The sequence below is a fragment of the Breznakia sp. PFB1-19 genome (assembly GCF_029893935.1).
Taxonomy (GTDB): Bacteria; Bacillota_I; Bacilli_A; order Erysipelotrichales; family Erysipelotrichaceae; genus Breznakia; species Breznakia blatticola.
In genome coordinates this window covers 160776-179025 of record NZ_JARXXJ010000001.1, presented here as the reverse complement: position 1 = coordinate 179025, position 18250 = coordinate 160776, and the positions used below count along the sequence as shown (strand labels likewise).

General features: G+C 32.2%; 21 protein-coding genes and 1 tRNA gene. 6 read left to right on the top strand and 16 right to left on the bottom strand.

Annotation, left to right across the window (positions count from 1 at the left end):
• Window positions 1–167 precede the first annotated feature (167 nt).
• From M2098_RS00725 to M2098_RS00675, 11 genes are all read right to left on the bottom strand, one after another.
• Entirely contained in the window at window positions 168–752 is a 585-nt protein-coding gene (locus M2098_RS00725) for a histidine phosphatase family protein (protein ID WP_280680827.1), read from the bottom strand.
• A gap of 1 nt (window position 753) precedes the next feature.
• Window positions 754–1407 carry a hypothetical protein gene (locus tag M2098_RS00720; protein ID WP_280680830.1) on the bottom strand — a complete coding sequence of 218 codons (654 nt, stop codon included), beginning with the start codon at window positions 1405–1407 and terminating at the stop codon, window positions 754–756.
• Window positions 1408–1461: 54 nt separating this feature from the next.
• Complete coding sequence (locus M2098_RS00715; protein WP_134167427.1) at window positions 1462–1650, bottom strand: hypothetical protein; 189 nt, start codon at window positions 1648–1650, stop codon at window positions 1462–1464.
• Between the two features lie 66 nt (window positions 1651–1716).
• The gene (locus M2098_RS00710; RefSeq protein ID WP_280680831.1) at window positions 1717–2790 is read right to left on the bottom strand and encodes a hypothetical protein; all 1074 of its coding nucleotides are present in this window, start codon (window positions 2788–2790) and stop codon (window positions 1717–1719) included.
• Window positions 2787–3284, bottom strand: a complete 498-nt coding sequence (locus M2098_RS00705) for an RNA polymerase sigma factor (protein ID WP_280680832.1) — start codon at window positions 3282–3284, stop codon at window positions 2787–2789. Before M2098_RS00705 ends, M2098_RS00710 begins: the two co-directional genes overlap by 4 nt.
• A 268-nt stretch (window positions 3285–3552) precedes the next feature.
• Window positions 3553–3990, bottom strand: coding sequence for a hypothetical protein (locus M2098_RS00700; protein ID WP_280680834.1), 438 nt, complete (start codon window positions 3988–3990; stop codon window positions 3553–3555).
• Window positions 3991–4268: 278 nt separating this feature from the next.
• On the bottom strand, window positions 4269–4751 hold the full coding sequence (locus M2098_RS00695) for a hypothetical protein (RefSeq protein ID WP_280680836.1): 483 nt from the start codon (window positions 4749–4751) through the stop codon (window positions 4269–4271).
• Window positions 4752–5828: 1077 nt separating this feature from the next.
• Window positions 5829–6125 (bottom strand): transcriptional regulator, encoded by a 297-nt coding sequence (locus M2098_RS00690; RefSeq protein ID WP_280680838.1) that lies wholly within the window; start codon window positions 6123–6125, stop codon window positions 5829–5831.
• 1586 nt (window positions 6126–7711) lie between these two features.
• Window positions 7712–8050 carry a hypothetical protein gene (locus tag M2098_RS00685; RefSeq protein ID WP_280680840.1) on the bottom strand — a complete coding sequence of 113 codons (339 nt, stop codon included), beginning with the start codon at window positions 8048–8050 and terminating at the stop codon, window positions 7712–7714.
• Window positions 8051–8135: 85 nt separating this feature from the next.
• A tRNA-Asp gene (locus M2098_RS00680) sits at window positions 8136–8211 on the bottom strand.
• A 134-nt stretch (window positions 8212–8345) separates the two neighbouring features.
• Window positions 8346–8957, bottom strand: coding sequence for a pentapeptide repeat-containing protein (locus tag M2098_RS00675; RefSeq protein WP_280680842.1), 612 nt, complete (start codon window positions 8955–8957; stop codon window positions 8346–8348).
• 124 nt (window positions 8958–9081) lie between these two features.
• On the opposite strand from M2098_RS00675, the gene M2098_RS00670 reads away from it, so the two are divergent.
• Window positions 9082–9456, top strand: coding sequence for a nuclear transport factor 2 family protein (locus M2098_RS00670; RefSeq protein WP_280680844.1), 375 nt, complete (start codon window positions 9082–9084; stop codon window positions 9454–9456).
• Between the two features lie 39 nt (window positions 9457–9495).
• On the top strand, window positions 9496–10422 hold the full coding sequence (locus M2098_RS00665) for a polysaccharide deacetylase family protein (RefSeq protein ID WP_280680846.1): 927 nt from the start codon (window positions 9496–9498) through the stop codon (window positions 10420–10422).
• A gap of 82 nt (window positions 10423–10504) precedes the next feature.
• Here M2098_RS00665 and M2098_RS00660 read toward each other — a convergent pair whose 3' ends face one another.
• The 3 genes from M2098_RS00660 to M2098_RS00650 form a co-directional block, all read right to left on the bottom strand.
• A complete protein-coding gene (locus M2098_RS00660; RefSeq protein ID WP_134167447.1) occupies window positions 10505–10768 on the bottom strand; it encodes a hypothetical protein in 264 nt (87 codons plus the stop codon).
• A 208-nt stretch (window positions 10769–10976) separates the two neighbouring features.
• Window positions 10977–11438, bottom strand: a complete 462-nt coding sequence (gene bcp / locus M2098_RS00655; RefSeq protein WP_280680850.1) for a thioredoxin-dependent thiol peroxidase — start codon at window positions 11436–11438, stop codon at window positions 10977–10979.
• A 54-nt stretch (window positions 11439–11492) separates the two neighbouring features.
• A complete protein-coding gene (locus M2098_RS00650) occupies window positions 11493–12029 on the bottom strand; it encodes a GNAT family protein (RefSeq protein WP_280680852.1) in 537 nt (178 codons plus the stop codon).
• Window positions 12030–12108: 79 nt separating this feature from the next.
• On the opposite strand from M2098_RS00650, the gene M2098_RS00645 reads away from it, so the two are divergent.
• Window positions 12109–13146 (top strand): lysylphosphatidylglycerol synthase transmembrane domain-containing protein, encoded by a 1038-nt coding sequence (locus M2098_RS00645; RefSeq protein WP_280680853.1) that lies wholly within the window; start codon window positions 12109–12111, stop codon window positions 13144–13146.
• Between the two features lie 30 nt (window positions 13147–13176).
• Here M2098_RS00645 and M2098_RS00640 read toward each other — a convergent pair whose 3' ends face one another.
• Both M2098_RS00640 and M2098_RS00635 read right to left on the bottom strand, forming a co-directional pair.
• A complete protein-coding gene (locus M2098_RS00640; RefSeq protein WP_280680854.1) occupies window positions 13177–14394 on the bottom strand; it encodes an ATP-binding protein in 1218 nt (405 codons plus the stop codon).
• Window positions 14387–15070: a response regulator transcription factor gene (locus M2098_RS00635; protein ID WP_280680855.1), complete on the bottom strand. Its 684-nt coding sequence runs from the start codon at window positions 15068–15070 to the stop codon at window positions 14387–14389. The genes M2098_RS00640 and M2098_RS00635 overlap by 8 nt, the downstream gene beginning before the upstream one ends.
• 128 nt (window positions 15071–15198) lie before the next feature.
• Here M2098_RS00635 and M2098_RS00630 point away from each other — a divergent pair, with 128 nt between their 5' ends.
• The 3 genes from M2098_RS00630 to M2098_RS00620 are packed head-to-tail and all read left to right on the top strand — an operon-like array spanning window position 15199 to window position 18216.
• The gene (locus M2098_RS00630) at window positions 15199–15990 is read left to right on the top strand and encodes a polyphosphate polymerase domain-containing protein (protein ID WP_280680856.1); all 792 of its coding nucleotides are present in this window, start codon (window positions 15199–15201) and stop codon (window positions 15988–15990) included.
• The gene (locus M2098_RS00625; protein WP_280680857.1) at window positions 15923–16606 is read left to right on the top strand and encodes a DUF4956 domain-containing protein; all 684 of its coding nucleotides are present in this window, start codon (window positions 15923–15925) and stop codon (window positions 16604–16606) included. Before M2098_RS00630 ends, M2098_RS00625 begins: the two co-directional genes overlap by 68 nt.
• Before the next feature lie 8 nt (window positions 16607–16614).
• Window positions 16615–18216 (top strand): carbohydrate-binding domain-containing protein, encoded by a 1602-nt coding sequence (locus tag M2098_RS00620; RefSeq protein ID WP_280680858.1) that lies wholly within the window; start codon window positions 16615–16617, stop codon window positions 18214–18216.
• The last annotated feature ends 34 nt before the right edge of the window (window positions 18217–18250 follow it).

Below are 18250 nucleotides of genomic sequence, written 5' to 3'. Positions count from 1 at the left end.
TGACCTCCGTGTACTCTTTATACGCCTCATTACGACACATGACAAGCCTTGAAAAAAAGACGAAAATATGGTAATATAACACTATAAAAAGAAGCAAAAAAGTAGAGAAATTTTCCACAAAACGGAAACTCTCTACTTTTTTATTTTAGTATATCAAATCTGTCAAGTTACACATCAAGTTCGCGAAAGTCATGAGAAATCATTTCTTCAAACATGAGTTTTCCATCTTCATATGTAAAGCGTAAGATTGCACAATTTGGAATTGGATACGTAATTTTTGTTTTTGCATATGCTTCATTTGCACGATAGAGTTGTGCACACGCTGCACCATGAGAAACCATTAACACCTGTTGATGATCCTCTTGATCCATAATGTTCGTGACAGTATCCATCAAACGTTTACGAAACTCCATTTCGTCTTCTCCACCATATTGCACAAAGAAATCACCATACGGCGGTTTTGGGTCAACCACATCATTAGATCCTTCTAAACGACCAAAATTCCATTCCTTTAATCCACGCACACGTTGGTATGCTTGCTTACTAACAAGTTCCAATGTATCACTTGCTCGTTCTGAAGTTGACGAGTAAGCGTGATCAAATACAATATCATGCTCCTTAAAATATCTTCCTGCAATGATTGCTTGGTTTTTTCCTAATGTAGTTAGTGGAGAATCACTCCACCCTTGTTTAAGATGTAAGACATTGAACAACGTTTGTCCATGTCGCATAAAATATAATGTTTTTGCCATACTACTCCCTTATTATACACTTATCAATAATTTGTCTTTCTTGTATTGCTGTTTCTTGTAAATACGTCGCAAAACCTGATGCATTTGGTTTGTTGATACACGATGTAACATAAGATGCATCATCTTTTAAAAACACATGAGGTGTCAGTTGCCATTTCAATAACATATAATTCAGCAATAATGCACATACACATGTATTTCCTTGTGTAAAAGGTTCAATTGTCCTCATTACTAGGTATAATGAAGCAACTTGCTTATACTGTCGTTTGATAACACGAACTTTAGAATGATGAAATGTATCCAACACTTCCTTAAACGCCAATTTTGCTTGTGTATTCCTATATGTTACTTCAATATTTGCATCCTTGTAAAGAAGTTGTACAAGTTCTAGCACATCATGTTCATCTATATCTTTCTTACTACTTGCAAGTTCTAACATTTGATTAAATGCTTGTTTGTAATTGAGAATCGCATAAATTTGCTGTGGAGATATTGTGAGAATGAACTCACTTGCATGAAATGCTAAAGCATATACTTCCGCGTACGATAAATATTGTTTTTGCTCAGATAACGCAAAGAAAATACTTCGTGATACGAAGCTACGATAATACAGTGTATGTTTTTTTAATAACTCTGTGATATTCATTACTATCATTGTACATGAGTCCATCGTATTTGTCGTTACTTATTCATTGAACAAAATTGCACATCATTCATCTTTTTGTTTTTTCTTTTCTTGATAGATTTTATAACTAGCAAAAAGATACATTGCGTCGGCAAAAAGAATGGCGATAGCAAAGGCGAACTCACTTCGATCGTTGGTTAACAAAACATACACAGCGTATATCAATGTTAGTACACTTATTATATCACTAAGCGTTTTTAAGACTTTCTTCATATATTCATCATAACATATCAAATATCGAATTGCATATTTATACAAAAAGCAGTCACTAGACTGCTCCTATTTTTGTAATGGTGAGAACTTTGCATCGAAGACCTGCATATAGTATGTGTTTTCATCCTGCAATAGTTTCAATGCAGTTTGCTTATCCACAACTAAACGTATTCCATATATCTTTGTTTCATCATTCTTTAGTTTTTCAACTTCGTCATTGATCACATCGATTACATATGGATAATTTACTGCTCGTTGAAGAAATTCACTATGATCTTTCAGTAATTTTAAAGAACTTGCATAAACTTCTTTTAGTCCTTCTTCAGTATAAACTACATCTCCGCATAATCCTGGATATGATGTTGAACACACTTGCGGGAAGTATAGTGGTGAGAATCCTAACGTATTAATATCGCGTATATTTGTCGCAATGTATTGTATATCCACATCAGCTAAGATTTCCTGTTTGTATGTAGCAAATTGATCAAAACTCATCAACGTATCAAAAGATATAGATATGTCGACTTGTGCAGACTCAGGTAAATTATCAATATCTTTTTTTAGAGCTTCATGTTGTTTAGCTATTTCATTTTCACTAAGTTGAAGATAATCGTCTTCATCCGTTATTTGCTTATCCTTTGCATAAAACTGATACACATGAAACATCGTATGTAACTGAATGCGACGATTACTTACTTCAATTACATCCTCAGATTCACCATAATTGATTCGATCTAGATATGAGATATACCTTCCATAATACTCATAGTTACCAGAACCTAAGTTTGTGTAGCTACCATCCCCGAAAAGCGGAACATAGACAACTCCAGGATTTGCTACTGAAATATATGCTGAAACAAGCATTTGGAAGTCCTGACGATCTATTGAATCTTCCTCATCACCAAATACATTATAATATCCTTCAATCTTCTCATTTACTGGATTGTAACTTGTAAGTTCTTTAAGCTTGTTTATACCAAAATACGCCCCAGTTAATACAAGTGCCACAATTAGTGTATATACAAGCATTCGCTTAACAAAATTCATATTCATACCATGTTTGATTTTCTTGAATGTTTTTTGATCAATATCTTTAGTGTCCATTGATAATAAATCATCAATTTTTTTATCTTCGTTCATAACATTTCCTCCTCTTTTGCATAAGCGATTAGTTTTTGTTTCACTCGATATCGTATACTGCGAATATGATCAAGTGATATTTTAAGCAACTGTGCAATTTCTGCATCGTCCAATTGCGTTACCAAACTTAACAACATAACATTTCTTTCTTTATCTGATAGTGTGTAGATTTTACGATACAGCCACCGTTTTTGTTCATCTTTAATATATTTCTTTGTTGCATCATAAGGATCTACCAACCACTCTACTTGATATTGACCTTCATCTAATAAGCGATGATTCTTTCGATATGTATCAATAAACTGATTTTTTAATACTCGAAATAACCATGCTTCAATTTCTTTTTCACTTTTCAAATTAGTCATACCTAATTTGATAAATGTTTCAGATACCAAATCTTCAGCAGATGCTTCATCTTTTGCCAGTGACAACGCAAAAAGATATAGACGTTGATGATATGTATGATACAAAATTTCTAGCCAACGATTCTCCATACGTTTCCCCTTCACTTATATAACGAACTTATAGACAAAAAATGACAAAACTTTTCAAAAAAAGTGTACCATGTATTCTGGCAAAAAAATATCTATTATTGACAACATGCGAATGTTTTACCCCACAAATAAATACTGACAATATAAAAGTTAGAAGTTAATTGATTTTCAATATAATATTCAAGAAAAAGCAAAAGATAGATTATATAATCCACACAAAGTAGTACATGATATCATATAATCTATCCTTTTTTGATCTTTTTCATTTTTAATTCTTTTTGTTTATATTTTTTGCAATATCAATAATCATTGTTTCAAAATCTTTGTTACTAATCCCGATGTCAGCAAGTAAATCATCAAATTCTTTTCTGCACATTTGACTTTCAGTGTAGTTCTCTTCGCCATTTGTGTATACAATACATTCTTTTGATTGTTGTTGAACTTTACCTAATGTAATAACTGCATTACTTTTAGAATTGACCAAAAAAACTATATTCAAATCTTTTAATTTTGTCTCATTATTAAATTTATATTCTTTATTTTCAAGATTTACAGTTATCACATCATTTCCTGCCCATCTATTTGCACTTATTTCGAATCCACTTTCAAGAAATAAAGATACATGATCGTCATCAGACTTACATATCATCAACACTACACATGATATCAGTAAAGCAAAAATAAAGACTCCTTTTTTAATTTTCATCTTAACCTCTCATAACTTTTTTGAAAAACTCTCCAACTCTAGGTGAAAATTCAAACAATTCAGCAAAGCGTTTGTACTGTTGTATTTCCAAAGATTACAAAATTTTCCATTACTATCAATGAAAATATCATACAAAACCTAAATCATTAACTTTTTTCACCTTCCCATTGTTTTTAACTGTGAAGATAATATGTTCACAATTTAAACTGCTCTCTCAGTAATTTAAAGAATTTCATAATAACAGAAATTCTAGTTATTTTATCTCAACATCATTCAGTTTATTTACTATCAGCTTCACATGTATAGCCTTTAATTACTAATTGCTTAATAATGTCATTCATAATTTTCGAATCATTCGTATCATCAAGTATTAGTTCATCTAAGACATTATCTTTAGCAATAAAGACCACTCTGACCCCTTCATTAACAAAGTCAACAGTAAGCTCAGATTCATCCAATCCCATTTCATCACTGAATGTTTTCTCAATTTCTTTGCGATCATCTTCATTCAATTCCTTTTTATCACCAATGAAATAGTCTGGATGAAAAACAAGTTTAACTTCAATTTCATCTACTATCGTTTCATAATCGAGTGAGCTTATCTTATAAGTGCTAATAATACCTGCTTCCTGCATCTTACATATTTCAGTTTTATAATTAGTTTTTCCATCTACAAATGACAGATTGTTAGAACATCCTGCTAAAATCGCAGTTAAGATAATAAGCATGATTGTTTTCTTTGTTTTTTGATTTTTTTTCATCTCTCCTCCAATATTCGTTATGTATTTTTCAACCATTTATTGAAAAGTGTTATTTCATTTTATATTACATCGATTCTATGTTGGAACAACGGTCGTTTCCCAAAACATATTAGAAAATGAATTGCATTGATATAACATAGACGATGGGTGTACAACCTACATTCTACTTTAAACATTTGTTGTTTATCTTTTTGTTAAATATCATAGTACTTAATAGTGTTTGTCCTATTTTATTACAAACATATTTTTCTACACTCAAAACTTTACTTATATAATCAATAATTGTTCTTTATTGCCCTTTCGTTGTTTTAGAAGAGTTCTCATTTATTAACCCCTCGTTTTCTTTCGTTAAACTACTATATTCTACAAATGACTTAGCTCTATTATCACTCAAAGTTATGACTACACCACTATCGGTATCCACGAATGTTCAAGAATCTTTCATTAGAAATTTCAATCCTAGTTGTTTCTTCGACACTTTCAGTAAAATCTTCCATTTTTATTACATCCTGCTTAGCATCTTCTCTCTCAACATTATTCAACACAGAATAATAGAGAACGTTACGACTGAACTTAAAATTAATAAATTTTTTTAAATCCCCCTTTTTTAAGTGTTTAATCAATCAAATCCACTAAGCAATTCAATTTATTTCTATAGTTTATCTCTCAACATTAGTAAAACTTTCTACACCTCCTGCTTCGTTTAATAACGTGTACTCTTTATTTAATAGTTCTATAAATATAATAGGTCAAACAAATACAAATGTCAACACTTAATCAAAACAACGATATTCAAAGTAATTTTATAAAAAGCATAAAAAAACCATATAACTCCAAACAGAATTATATGGTTTCAATTTTAGTACAATAATAATTCACTATTTATGAATCAAAGTTCACAATATACGTTTTACTTACTGCAATATCTCAAATATAGAATGAGTAGTTCCAACAACATTTATAGTTGTACTATTTTCTCTTTGTATTAATTCTGTACAGTTAGCATGAAAATTACCCAAAACATTCTTTATAAATTCAAAAATAAACTCGTTAAGTAAACTAATATTGAAATCTTCATTATTTACTTCCTGTAGTAAGACTATTTAGTATATTTACATACTCTAAGAATTCACGTCTTCCCTTTTTTGTTAACGAATATGTAGTTTGCGGCTTATTGTTAATAAACTCTTTTTTGACAGATATATAATCATTTTCGACTAACTTTTTTGTATGCGTCGTCATATTACCATCTGAGCATTCACAAATATCTTTTAATTCGCGATATGTTAAATCAGATACTGAAAGGCTTGCGATCATTTGCAAACGAATATTTGATTCGAATACCTTTGACGTTTGAAGAAGTTTAGTCGACATCTTTAGCACTTCTCAATAATAACCAGCAATACAATAAAGAAATAATCGGAATTATATTAAAATCTGCAAACCAAACAAAACAATCGTTCATTTTAACTATAAAAAGAAAATAATCTGTCAATTCAACCGCTGTCTCCATAGTTATCCTTACATAAACAACACATGCAAAATAGATTAACAAAAAAATAATCGGTAGTAAAAAAGTTTTTCTTTTCGTAAAGTTATATATAAGCAGAAAAGCAGCTATCATAATAATTACTTCCAACGGTATCATTAAATGCATATAATACATTATAATTGAATCAAAATAGTATATAAGTATAAAAACAAGACTATTAAATGACAATAAAATCGGTATTATCATAAATGAGTGCAAGAAATTTTTATCAGATAAATTCATTTTATTTCGCTTAACAAGATAATAATATAAGCATGGAATTACTATATAAAATGATATCAGCATTATTCGATATATCGAATAATATAGTTCACTCTGATAAAGTCCATTTATGCGCATAATTGATTGGTATATATATATAATTGTAGATGCGATAAAATAGAAAAGGAAAAGATATTTCATATATTTCGATATATTACGAGTATCTTTGTTTTTCGACAATACAAAATGAGTATTACTTATTGCGGTGTTAATTATTTCTTTTGAATTTTTCATGTGATTCATCCTCTAAAATAATTATAGGAAAAGCATTTAAGTATGTAAAGATATTTGTCACGTAAACTAAGTGTTTTATTTTATCGATATTACTATTTATTAAAAAGTAATAAAGCTAAACTACAACTGTCGTAAAAAGCTTTTGAAAATTTATAACTCGATAGTTTGATAAAGATTCATTTCTTTTAATTTTACATTTATTATCAGACTTTAGCTTTCTTTTCATTTTAGAATAAGTTAAGTATTCTGTTTATTCCTTTAACTCAACTATTAATAATATGTGTACCATACATACACATTGTCTAATATCAACAACTTTACATCAATAGTAGCTTCAACTATAATAACCATATCGATAACTGTAATACATAAAGAAAGAACTACTAGATTCAGACTACTGACTTGAAAGGAGAAAACAATACATGTATAGACTTATTTATGACGTAATACAATTAATGTTATTATTATATATCGCAATAAAAGTTAGTGATATTAAGAGTAATGATCATGACAGATAATAAAAATATTAGCAGTAATTCTGTTTATCGCTGACTAATCTCAACACGATATAACACAGTGTTTATATAACTTGAGAAGATTAAAACGAGTAAAAAGCACTAGAGTTTATGGTGTGTGTTCATGCAAGCGAATAGTACACCACTATTGCTATTAAAAAGGGACCTCGCATACCACAATCTGTACAGTTCCGTATACACCGTTTCAATTAAACTTATATCTTAGTACATATCAATCTAAACAACTAACTAGTCAATCTTGACTAGTTTTTTAGGTATTACATGCACCATATATTATAAGCGTATAAGATGATAATGCAGGTTTATGTATGATTATTTGTCTTGCTTGGTCTATACAATAACTAACTTTTGAAGTCACCATTATTCTATTTATAAATTTATTTAGCAATATCTTCGTCACTAGCATCTTTGATATTTAATATATAACCATCGTCTGCATACGTCACTATCATTCCTTTGTATGGTTTTGGTAACCCCGTAATCTTCTCATTGCGTACAAGTTCTGGATATCCTCCTTCTTTGATAAGAAATGAGCGTTCATCCTGAAATTCAATGATCGTACCTGGCTTCATACTTGCAGGAATGAGACTTTCCACATTTTCACATGGCTCGCATTCCATTTGATTTGAGTTATCCTTTGCTTTCGATTCTTGTTGAGACTGACAACCACTTAGATATATACAGATGCAAACACATAAACACAACACTTTTTTCATACACAAGTCTCCCTATTATGAATTCAACTAGCTTTTACTAAAGCACAAAAAAAACTTGGAACATATCCAAGTTTAATAAGTAATATGGCGGTCCTGATGGGACTCGAACCCACGATCTCCTCCGTGACAGGGAGGCATGTTAACCACTACACCACAGGACCATATTTTCTTCGTTTGCGAATTGTTTACCGCTAACGAAGTTAATAATAACAAAGTTTTTCTATCTATGCAAGTCTTTTTATGCAACTTTTTTAAATTTTTTTCTTTTTTTTATAATTCGCTATATTTACTTGGTTTACGCAATCTCTAAACCTAGCATAATCGCGATACTTGCTGCTTGATCAAAACGTATTTTTAAGCCTTTACTATGCTGTAGATCTAGAAATAAACTTTCAAATTCACAAGTACTTATATCAATCCCTGCCAGTTTGGTTTCTCGCAAGTCTAACTTTTGAATCATACAATGATCAAATTGTAATTCCTTATGTTTCGTATGTAGAAATGAAGCTTCTACAAGTTCACATGATTCAAATAAGACATGTTTTATTTTTGTTGATGCAAAATTAGCATAACGAAGAATTGAATCTTTAAAACGTACATATCCCAAATTCGCTTCAATAAATAAAGAACCAACCAATTTGCAGTGAATGAAATCAACACGATGGAGTAAGGTTTCTTCAAAATTGCAGTTTGATAAATCACAGTATAAAAAGATCGTATCCAACATTTCAATCTTTTCAAAAGTTGGTAAGGTAAAAGTACAACGTTCAAACTTCACTTGATCATATGTATATGTCTCTTCATCAACAATCGTACATGATTTATAGTACGTATTTGGTTCAATATGGCTAATGACTTCATTTTCGATAATATCATCGTATTGTTCAATCGGTGTTGTATGTTTCATATATTCTATGATAGCTCAAATTGTGAAAATGCTAAAGGATTTTTTCAAATCCGTGTACCTGCTTTGCATGTATAGAAATGCTAAGGTATAGTAGAATTAGCTAAGAACTAGGGAGGGACGACAAATGAAACAGTTTGATGCGAAACGTATTACTGAAGTTGTTGAACGCTATATGGAAGCTGTATACAAAGGAGATATTGAAACCTTAAAAAGTATTTTCTATGGGGATGCAGCAATGTATGGATACATCAAAGAATATGGAGTGATGGCTACACCACAATTATTCTATGATGAAATCACAAGTAAACCAACAATGGAAGAAAACCATGATCTATGTGAATATGTGATTACACATTTACAAGTAGAAGGAAACATTGCTTCTGTTTGCTTGCAAGTAGAAGGCTTCTATGGAGAAGGTACAGTAATCGATATGTTCCACTTAATGAAAATCGAAGGTGTTTGGAAAATTACGTGCAAAACATTTTCACATAGAGCATAAAAGAATCCCAATGGGATTTTTTTATAGTATGATATACATATGAAAAATAGAAAACGAAAAAGTACTTTTTTAATTGGACTATCAATTCTTTGTGTTGTCTTACTAAGTGTAATTGCCTATGAAGGTGTTCGTACAATTATGCACAAAGAAGATATGACACCAATTGCTTTATATGAAAATTCAACAAGCTTATTTACAAAACAAACACCAGATATTTCTAGTGTAATAGAAACTGATTTTCCAAATGGAAGATTTTATGAAGAACGTAAAAAAGCAGAGGAAGAAAAAAAGGCAAAAGAAGAAGCAGAACGTAAAGAACGTGAAGAAAAGCAACGACAAGAACAAGAGGCAAATAATCAGCAACCGAACACCCCTGTTCAAATACCACAGTATAATGGTGATAAAATTGTGTGTTTAACTTTTGATGATGGACCTGGTTATGGCTCTACAGAACGCATTCTTAACACATTGAAACAATATAACATCAAGGCTACATTCTTTGTATTGGGTCAAAAGGTTGCACAAAACCCTGGTTTGCTTATGCGTATGGTAGCTGAAGGTCATACAATTGGTTCGCATAGTTATGACCACCCAGATTTAACTACTTTATCTATAGAAAGTATGAAGGCACAACTTAACTCAACTGACCAACAGATTATTGCTGCTGGTGGCTATACAACAAAATATCTTCGACCACCATACGGAAGTTATAATGATGCAATTACTCAAGCAATTGATAAAAAAATCATTTTATGGAATGTGGACAGCAATGATTGGCGTAACAAACAAAACCCACAAGGTACAGTTAATAATGTAATGTCAACACTTCAACCACATTCACTCATTCTTTTCCACGACATCTATGATAGTAGTGCAACTGCACTTGAACAAATCATTCCACAATTACTTGAAAATGGATATCGTTTTGTGAGTTTGGAAGAGTATATACAATTAACTGGATATTAAACAAAAAAGGTAAGTCAATCACCCCATGTGAACTTACCTTTTTTGCTCTCGATTTGCATGTATGTTTGTGAAACGACTCGATTTAGTTTCGATATTTACTGAATAAAATATCCGCTAGTTCTAAACTGAACTCACCTTTACCAATAAGTTCAATCGTTTTTGGATCAAATCCATCTTGACCTTTTACAAGATCTTCAATCTTCGAAAAGATTTGTTCATGTTTTTCTTTCACTTCACCATAACTTAAGTTATACATTTTGGCTAGCGAAAGTAATGAACCTTCTGCTTTTACATAGTCATCCATGTATGTTTTTTCTTCTTCATTTAAAATATTGTACCAATTCATGATAAGTCCCCACTTTCATATCGCTAATCATTTCACATTTTGTATAGTAAGAAATCCCCATACAATTGAATTTCTTAGTGCTATTCTAACAAAACCGAAATAAAACTTCTATAGAATCTTTTGTGTTTTTTGTGTGATGTTATACGTAATTTACTTTTTCTTAAGATTTTTCATGAAATCCAAAAGAAAAGTGAGCATACATCTCACTTTATAGTGCTTTTAAGTAATCAACAATTTGTTGCGCATTCTTTTCTGGACTTGCCTTTTTATATACTTTTATAATCGTTCCAGTTTCATCGATAACAAATGTTGAACGAGCAACACCCATGTATTTCTTTCCATACATGTTCTTTTCTACCCATACACCATAGTTTTCAATAGCATCTAGACTTGGATCACTCAACAAGATAAACGGAAGATCATATTTATCAATAAATTTCTGATGACTTTCTCTTCCATCTTTACTAATACCAATAACTACTGTATTTTCATCCTGTAAATCTTGAAATGCATTACGAAATGCACATGCTTGTTTTGTACATCCTGGGGTGTTGTCTTTTGGATAAAAGTAAACGACGACTTTCTTTCCTTTATAGTCATGTAAATGATGCAGTTGTCCTTGCGCATCTTCTAAAGCAAAATCATATGCTTTCATTTTTTCTTCTAACATGATATCCACCTCTTTTCATCCATACTTTATCGTGGTTAATAGTTGAATGCAATTTTATTGCCCGTAGTGTTCATTACATAAAGCATAAATTAGATGATCTTGCCATGCTCCATGTACATATATACTTCGCTTTGCTAGACCAATCTTTTCAAAGCCACAACGTTCAAGCAAATGAATGGACTGCTCATTTGATGGCATAACCCAAGCTTCCAAGCGATGCAATTGAAGTTGACTAAAAGCAAGTTGAATAATTTGCTTCATTGCTGCAGTTGCATAACCTAAATGCTGATAGTCTTGATCAATACAATAACCAATCCAGGCATTTTGCATAGCTCCTCTTTCCACTTGAAATACATCAAAAGTTCCAATCAATTCATCTTCAACAAAAATACCATAACTATATGCAAGATCGCTCATCCGCAATGCAAGTACATGCTCCATGCGCATTTCTTGTCCCTCACGCGTAAAAAAGCTATCTGGTTTGGTTGGGTTAAACTTCTCAAAATTTTCTTTATTGTATGTTTCGAACTCGACCAATTGGTCAATATCGTTGACGCTCAAAAAGCGTATTGTAAATTTTCCTTCATTCATATATCTATTATACCCTATTTACCTTACATTTTTGTTATGGGATACTTGAGTTATTCATGGTACAATAATTTCGGAGGGATTGCCTATCAAAAAAAATGTACTAAACGCACTGCTTTTAATTGCTCTTATTACATTTGCTTTGTGGTTTGCTTTACATGATGATTACCAACAAGTTATTGAAAACATTAAGGCTATACCAATATGGCTAGTCTTCATTGTTTGTGGCTTAGGTATCACCTATTATTTACTACAAGGATATGTTATAAGCCAATGTGCGAAAATATATAAAAAAGATATTCGAGTTATCGATGGAATTCAAAATGCATACGTTGCTGCTTTCTTTAATGGAGTTACTCCTGTTGGTGGTGGCCAAGTTGCACAAAGTTTTGCTTTAAAACAAATTGGAATGAAAATTCCTGACATTGCAAGTACGCTTTGGATGGATTTCTTCATGTTTCAAATTGTTGTAATTATCTATGCGGCTTTGATGTTGCTGTTTAATTTAGAATTTGTCTTTGGAAACATAATGCTGTACTTCCCGTTCATCATAGCTGGTTGGTTGATTAATTCAGCTGTAATTGTCGCTTTATGGTTAATGACAAAATTTCCAAACTTCTTTATTAAGTTAACAACAAAAATCATTAATTTATTACACAAAATTCGGATTATAAAAGAACCAGAAGAAACAGCAAAAAAATGGAAACTCTCATTGGAGTATTTCCATAGTGAAATCATCAAGTTGAAAACACGCAAGAAATTACTTGTCAAAGGAATTCTATGTAATATCATTCGTATGACAATTTTCTACAGTATTCCCTATGTCATTGCTCTAGGTTACAACATGCCTTTTGATGCCATTGATGTACTACATATCATTGCGATTTCTTCATTTGTGCATATGCTAAATGCATTGACACCACTTCCTGGTGATACAGGATTTACCGAAACCATGTTTATTTTAATGTATGCCGTTGTCTTCCATGATTATGCAAAACCAATCATGATTATATGGAGACTAGCAACATACTATATCAACATCATCATTGGTGCTTGTGTACTTTTCTATTTTCGAATCAAAGGTGCAAAAGCAAAAAGTGATGACATCTATCAACAGTAAGAGACAGATCCAATGGACCTGCCTCTTTTTTTATTGTATAGGTAGTATAACCTGTACTGTAAATATATCATTTTGACTATGTATTGCCATCGTTCCTTTATGCATCTCTACAATACGTAAGCAAATGGATAATCCTAAGCCATGTCCACCCGTTTGTGAGTTGCGATCATCATCTACACGATAGAAACGCTCAAATAAACGGGACTGTTTCTCTGCTGGTATGGTTGGACTTGGATTACTGATTGATAGGTTCACCTGCTTTTGGTCAACATGTAAATCTACATGGATTGTATGCCCTGCCTGTGTATACTTCAATGCATTTTCTAGTAAAGAGCGTACGACTTGTTCAAGTAATTCTTTATTTCCTAAAATGTGTACATGTTCTTGAATATTTGTTTGTACGCTTAACTCTTTTTCAAATGCTTGAACTTCAAAAGTTAAACATTCTTCATCAACGACACGTGAGAAATCAAAATCTTGATGTTGCAGTTCATGTTCATCTTCAATTTTGGTTAAGTACAGTAAGGAATTCGTCAATTTCGTTGTACGTTTTAACTCTTCTTGAATATTATCTAACCACTTTTTCTGACTTTCTACAGTTGCATCCTTGCTTGTAAGAATCGCATCTACATTTGTAGAAATGATGGTAAGTGGTGTTTTTAGTTCATGTGATGCATCACTAACAAAATCTTGTTGCTTCTTGAAGTTCTTTTGAATTGGTGCAATTGCTCGTCCTGCAAAGTAATTAGAAAATAGTGCAACCACTACAATAGAAACTACACTCACAAGTCCAAATGCAATCAACATTTCTGTAATCACACCAACTTGTTGGTTAATATCTAAAAATGCAACCAAATAATTATTACCGTATGCTTTCAACTTATAGGCAAAATAACGTCCATCTAGTTGGAAATATCCATCTTCATCTTCAATTTCCACATGTTCAAGTAAGTTTGAATAGACACTTTCACTCATAGATACAAATGATGGTTCATCTAAAGAAAGAATCTCTTTCTTTTGATTTACCAATACCAAATACGTCATATTTCCAGGACCTTCATCTTTTGGTTTCCCTTTTAAATCCGGCATGTTTCGTGGCACATCTAGACGCATGCTCAATTCATTATCAATATCTCTTGATGTATTTTGAATACTTATAAAACCAACGGCAAAAAAAGCAACCAAAAGGATACAAACAATACTGAGCAAATTCATCCATAAAAACTTTTTGCGTAACGTTTTAAACATCGGACACCTCCGTAAGTTTATAACCAACACCACGAATGGTTTGAATGATCGTTGTTGAACTTAAATATTTCAGTTTCTTACGAAGAAAGGAAATATAGACTTCAACATGATTGAAATTTGCATCACTGTCATATCCCCACACTTTATCCAAAAGTAACTCTTTTGTGGTAATACTTTGTTGGTTTGACATAAGTAGTTCAAGTATTTCTGCTTCCTTCAAAGTTAAACTAATTTGATCATTTCTACTTTTGACAATTAGATTTGCTTTATCAAGAACAATATCATGAAACACTAATTCATCATCTTCTATTGCCACATTGCGTCGTCGTAAATTGGCACGAATTCGTGCTAGCAATTCTTGTGTATCAAATGGTTTGGCAATGTAATCATCTGCACCATAATCAAGTCCACGAATTTTGTCCTGGATACGATCTTTTGCAGTCAACATTAAAATTGGAATTTGAATATCTTGCGCACGTAAAGCAGATAGCACTTCAAATCCATCTTGTTTGGGTAACATCACATCCAAAAGAATTAAATCATGGATATTTGCAAGTGCTTGCTCTTCTCCATCAATTCCATCATATGCAACGTCTACTATATAATTGTGCTTTTTTAGAACTTGCGCTAATGAATCAGCAAGTTTCTTTTCATCTTCAATAATTAATATACGCATAATGTTTTTCCACTTTGATTATAACATTCTTTCTTAAAATAACCTTAAAGTTCATTTCAAGTTCTTTTAAGACTTCTTTTGTATACTCACTGATGAAGCAAGAGCTTTACCAACAGAAAGGATAGATTATGGCAAAAGAAGTATTTGGTCGTCATGAATGTAAATTCAAAGTGACTCAACAACAAAAAGATGCATTACTTGCAGATCTAGCAGGTACAATCGAAAATGACATCTACAATAAAGATGGAAAACCCTATACCATCTATAACTACTATATCGATGATATTCACAATACCTTTATTCAAAGATCCGTAAGTAAACCGCTGTATAAAGAGAAATTGCGAATTCGCGCATATGAACCGTTTTGTGATAACACGATGGTTTTTGTGGAAGTCAAAAAGAAGTATAAGAAATATGGAAATAAGCGACGGATTATGATGCCTTTCAAACAAGCAAAAGCATTTGTTGAAAAAGGTGAACTACCAAGTGACCTTACAGACATCAACCAACAAGTTTTACGCGAATTGAAATATACCATTGATAAACATCGGTTACAGTTAAAAGTACATGTACAGTATGAACGATATGCGTATTTTTCAACCGTGCAAAAAGGACTGCGATTCACCTTTGATACAAATATCATCAGCAATCGTATTCGTGACAAACAACGAAGTTTACTAGAAAAGAACATGTACATATTGGAAATAAAAGCAGAACAAAGTTTTCCATTATGGTTAGTCAAACTACTACAAAAACATAAGATATATAAACAAAGTTTTTCCAAGATTGGAAAAGAATACGAGTTATATACAAAAGAAAGAAAAGAGATGAAACAACATCAGGAGGAATTATATGTTAGAAACACTTTTAAATATGAGTACGGATACAACAACGCTGTCGCTCACAAATCTACTACTTAGTATGAGCATTGCCTTAGTACTTGGAGCAAGTATTGCATTTACCTATAAACATACAAGTAAGAACCACTATTCGCAAAACTTGATTAGTAGCTTATTGTTACTGCCTGTATTAATGTGTTGCGTATTTCTACTTATTGGAAACAATGTAGCAGGTGCATTCTCATTAGCTGGAGTATTTTCTGTCATTCGCTTTCGGAGTGCACCAGGAAGCAGCAGAGATATTGTATATATTCTATTTTGCGTAGCGGTTGGTCTTGCTTGTGGCTTACAAGCTCCCCTATTCGCCATTATCATTACAGTATGTATTTGTATTGTCTTCTTTGTTTTGGACCTACTACAAGTAAGTACAAGTGGCACAAAACGAATGAAACTTGTGATGCTTGTTCCTGAGGAAATGAATGAAGAAGAAAACTTTAGCGAAATCTTAAAAGACTATACGAAATCATATGAACTGGTTCGTATGCGTACAAAAGACTTTGGCAGCATTTTTGAATTAACCTACGTGATTACCCTTTATGAAAGTCAAAATAAACACGAACTTTTAGATAGTTTACGTTGTCGTAATGCAAACTTAAACATATCGTTAAGTAATATGATGCATACAGATGAATTTTAGGAGGCTACATGAAATATATAAAACACATACTACCTATCTTACTTGTGTTAGTGCTTGTTAGTGCTTGTCAGACAAACACAAAAGAAGAAACTGATACAAGTACTACAGGATCAACCATCACCTTAAAAAACGATACCATTACCAGTGATGATACAAGTGTCCAAATTAGCGATACAACAGCTACAATAACCAAAGCAGGAACGTATACGATTAGTGGAACACTTGATAATGGACAAATCCTTGTTGATGCAAATGATACTGCAAAAGTTACCATCATTTTAGATAATGTAGATATTCACTGTGAAACAAGCAGTGCATTGTACATAAAAAATGCGGATGAAACAACTATCACCCTAAAAGAAAACACAGAAAATATACTAAGTGATGGAAGCACATATACAGTTCTTGATGAAAGTGAAGAAGTGGATGCTACACTGTTTTCTAAAGATGATCTTGTGATTGACGGAAATGGAAGTTTAACGATTCAAGCAAACTACAAAGATGGAATTGGTGGAAAAGATGATGTAAATATTAAAGATGCTACAATTTCCATCCAAGCAAATGATGATGGGATTCGTGGTAAGGATTCTCTCATTATTGAAAATGCAACGCTTACTATCACTGCAGTAAATGATGCACTAAAAGCAACAAATGATACAGAAGCAGACAAAGGTATATTAGAAATTCATGGTGGTTTGTATACTCTTACAACAACTGGAACTGATGCGACAAGTCACAAAGCCATCAAAGCCTATACATCTATCACTATTAGTGATGGTACATTTGATATTGATGCAACAGATGATGCAGTACACTCACAAAATGTCACAATTGATGGTGGAACCTATACGATAGCAACTGCTGATGATGGAATGCATGCAGATGCAACTTTGCTTATTCATGATGGAACAATAAATATCAAACAATCTTATGAAGGTCTTGAAGCTGCTGACTTACAAATCCATGGTGGGAATATTCAAATCATCGCTAGTGATGATGGGATAAATGCAGCTGGTGGTACAGACAGCAATACAGAAACAAGTACTCCAGGATTCAATGGTGGTCCTGGTGGAAATGATATGTTTTCTACCTCAACAGGTACTTTACAAATAAGTGGTGGTACAATCACTGTCGATGCACAAGGAGATGGAATTGATGTAAATGGAGATGCAACGATCACAGGTGGTTCAATTACTGTATACGGACCAGCTAACGATGGAAATGGTGCACTTGATTATGATGGAAGTTTTACAATTTCAGGTGGTCAATTAATCGCCTATGGAACAAGCGGAATGGCATTAAATGTAAGTGAAAGTTCAAGTCTAACAACTGTTATGATAAATCTTGATACAACCATTGCAGCAGGTGCAAATGTTTCAATTGTTGATGATGAAGGAAATGAAATTTATAGTGGAACAAATGCTAAAAACGCAAATTCCTTTATTATTGCAAGTTCTAAACTAGCAATTAATAGCACGTATACACTACAAGTTGATGGTAGCAAACAAACAACATTCAGCCCAACTAGTACAGTCACAACCATTGGAAATAGTGGTGGTATGAATGGAGGCCCAGGTGGTGGTTTTGGTGGACCCGGACAAGGAAGATAAGCTTCCTTGTTTTCTATTATTCTATTCATATGCT

Bases quoted from the DNA above. Each gene is read 5' to 3' on its own strand.
- M2098_RS00725 (WP_280680827.1), bottom strand. From the start codon at position 752: ATGGCAAAAACATTATATTTTATGCGACATGGACAAACGTTGTTCAAT.
- M2098_RS00720 (WP_280680830.1), bottom strand. From the start codon at position 1,407: ATGATAGTAATGAATATCACAGAGTTATTAAAAAAACATACACTGTAT.
- M2098_RS00715 (WP_134167427.1), bottom strand. From the start codon at position 1,650: ATGAAGAAAGTCTTAAAAACGCTTAGTGATATAATAAGTGTACTAACA.
- M2098_RS00710 (WP_280680831.1), bottom strand. From the start codon at position 2,790: ATGAACGAAGATAAAAAAATTGATGATTTATTATCAATGGACACTAAA.
- M2098_RS00705 (WP_280680832.1), bottom strand. From the start codon at position 3,284: ATGGAGAATCGTTGGCTAGAAATTTTGTATCATACATATCATCAACGT.
- M2098_RS00700 (WP_280680834.1), bottom strand. From the start codon at position 3,990: ATGAAAATTAAAAAAGGAGTCTTTATTTTTGCTTTACTGATATCATGT.
- M2098_RS00695 (WP_280680836.1), bottom strand. From the start codon at position 4,751: ATGAAAAAAAATCAAAAAACAAAGAAAACAATCATGCTTATTATCTTA.
- M2098_RS00690 (WP_280680838.1), bottom strand. From the start codon at position 6,125: ATGTCGACTAAACTTCTTCAAACGTCAAAGGTATTCGAATCAAATATT.
- M2098_RS00685 (WP_280680840.1), bottom strand. From the start codon at position 8,050: ATGAAAAAAGTGTTGTGTTTATGTGTTTGCATCTGTATATATCTAAGT.
- M2098_RS00675 (WP_280680842.1), bottom strand. From the start codon at position 8,957: ATGAAACATACAACACCGATTGAACAATACGATGATATTATCGAAAAT.
- M2098_RS00670 (WP_280680844.1), top strand. From the start codon at position 9,082: ATGAAACAGTTTGATGCGAAACGTATTACTGAAGTTGTTGAACGCTAT.
- M2098_RS00665 (WP_280680846.1), top strand. From the start codon at position 9,496: ATGAAAAATAGAAAACGAAAAAGTACTTTTTTAATTGGACTATCAATT.
- M2098_RS00660 (WP_134167447.1), bottom strand. From the start codon at position 10,768: ATGAATTGGTACAATATTTTAAATGAAGAAGAAAAAACATACATGGAT.
- bcp (WP_280680850.1), bottom strand. From the start codon at position 11,438: ATGTTAGAAGAAAAAATGAAAGCATATGATTTTGCTTTAGAAGATGCG.
- M2098_RS00650 (WP_280680852.1), bottom strand. From the start codon at position 12,029: ATGAATGAAGGAAAATTTACAATACGCTTTTTGAGCGTCAACGATATT.
- M2098_RS00640 (WP_280680854.1), bottom strand. From the start codon at position 14,394: ATGTTTAAAACGTTACGCAAAAAGTTTTTATGGATGAATTTGCTCAGT.
- M2098_RS00635 (WP_280680855.1), bottom strand. From the start codon at position 15,070: ATGCGTATATTAATTATTGAAGATGAAAAGAAACTTGCTGATTCATTA.
- M2098_RS00630 (WP_280680856.1), top strand. From the start codon at position 15,199: ATGGCAAAAGAAGTATTTGGTCGTCATGAATGTAAATTCAAAGTGACT.
- M2098_RS00625 (WP_280680857.1), top strand. From the start codon at position 15,923: ATGTTAGAAACACTTTTAAATATGAGTACGGATACAACAACGCTGTCG.
- M2098_RS00620 (WP_280680858.1), top strand. From the start codon at position 16,615: ATGAAATATATAAAACACATACTACCTATCTTACTTGTGTTAGTGCTT.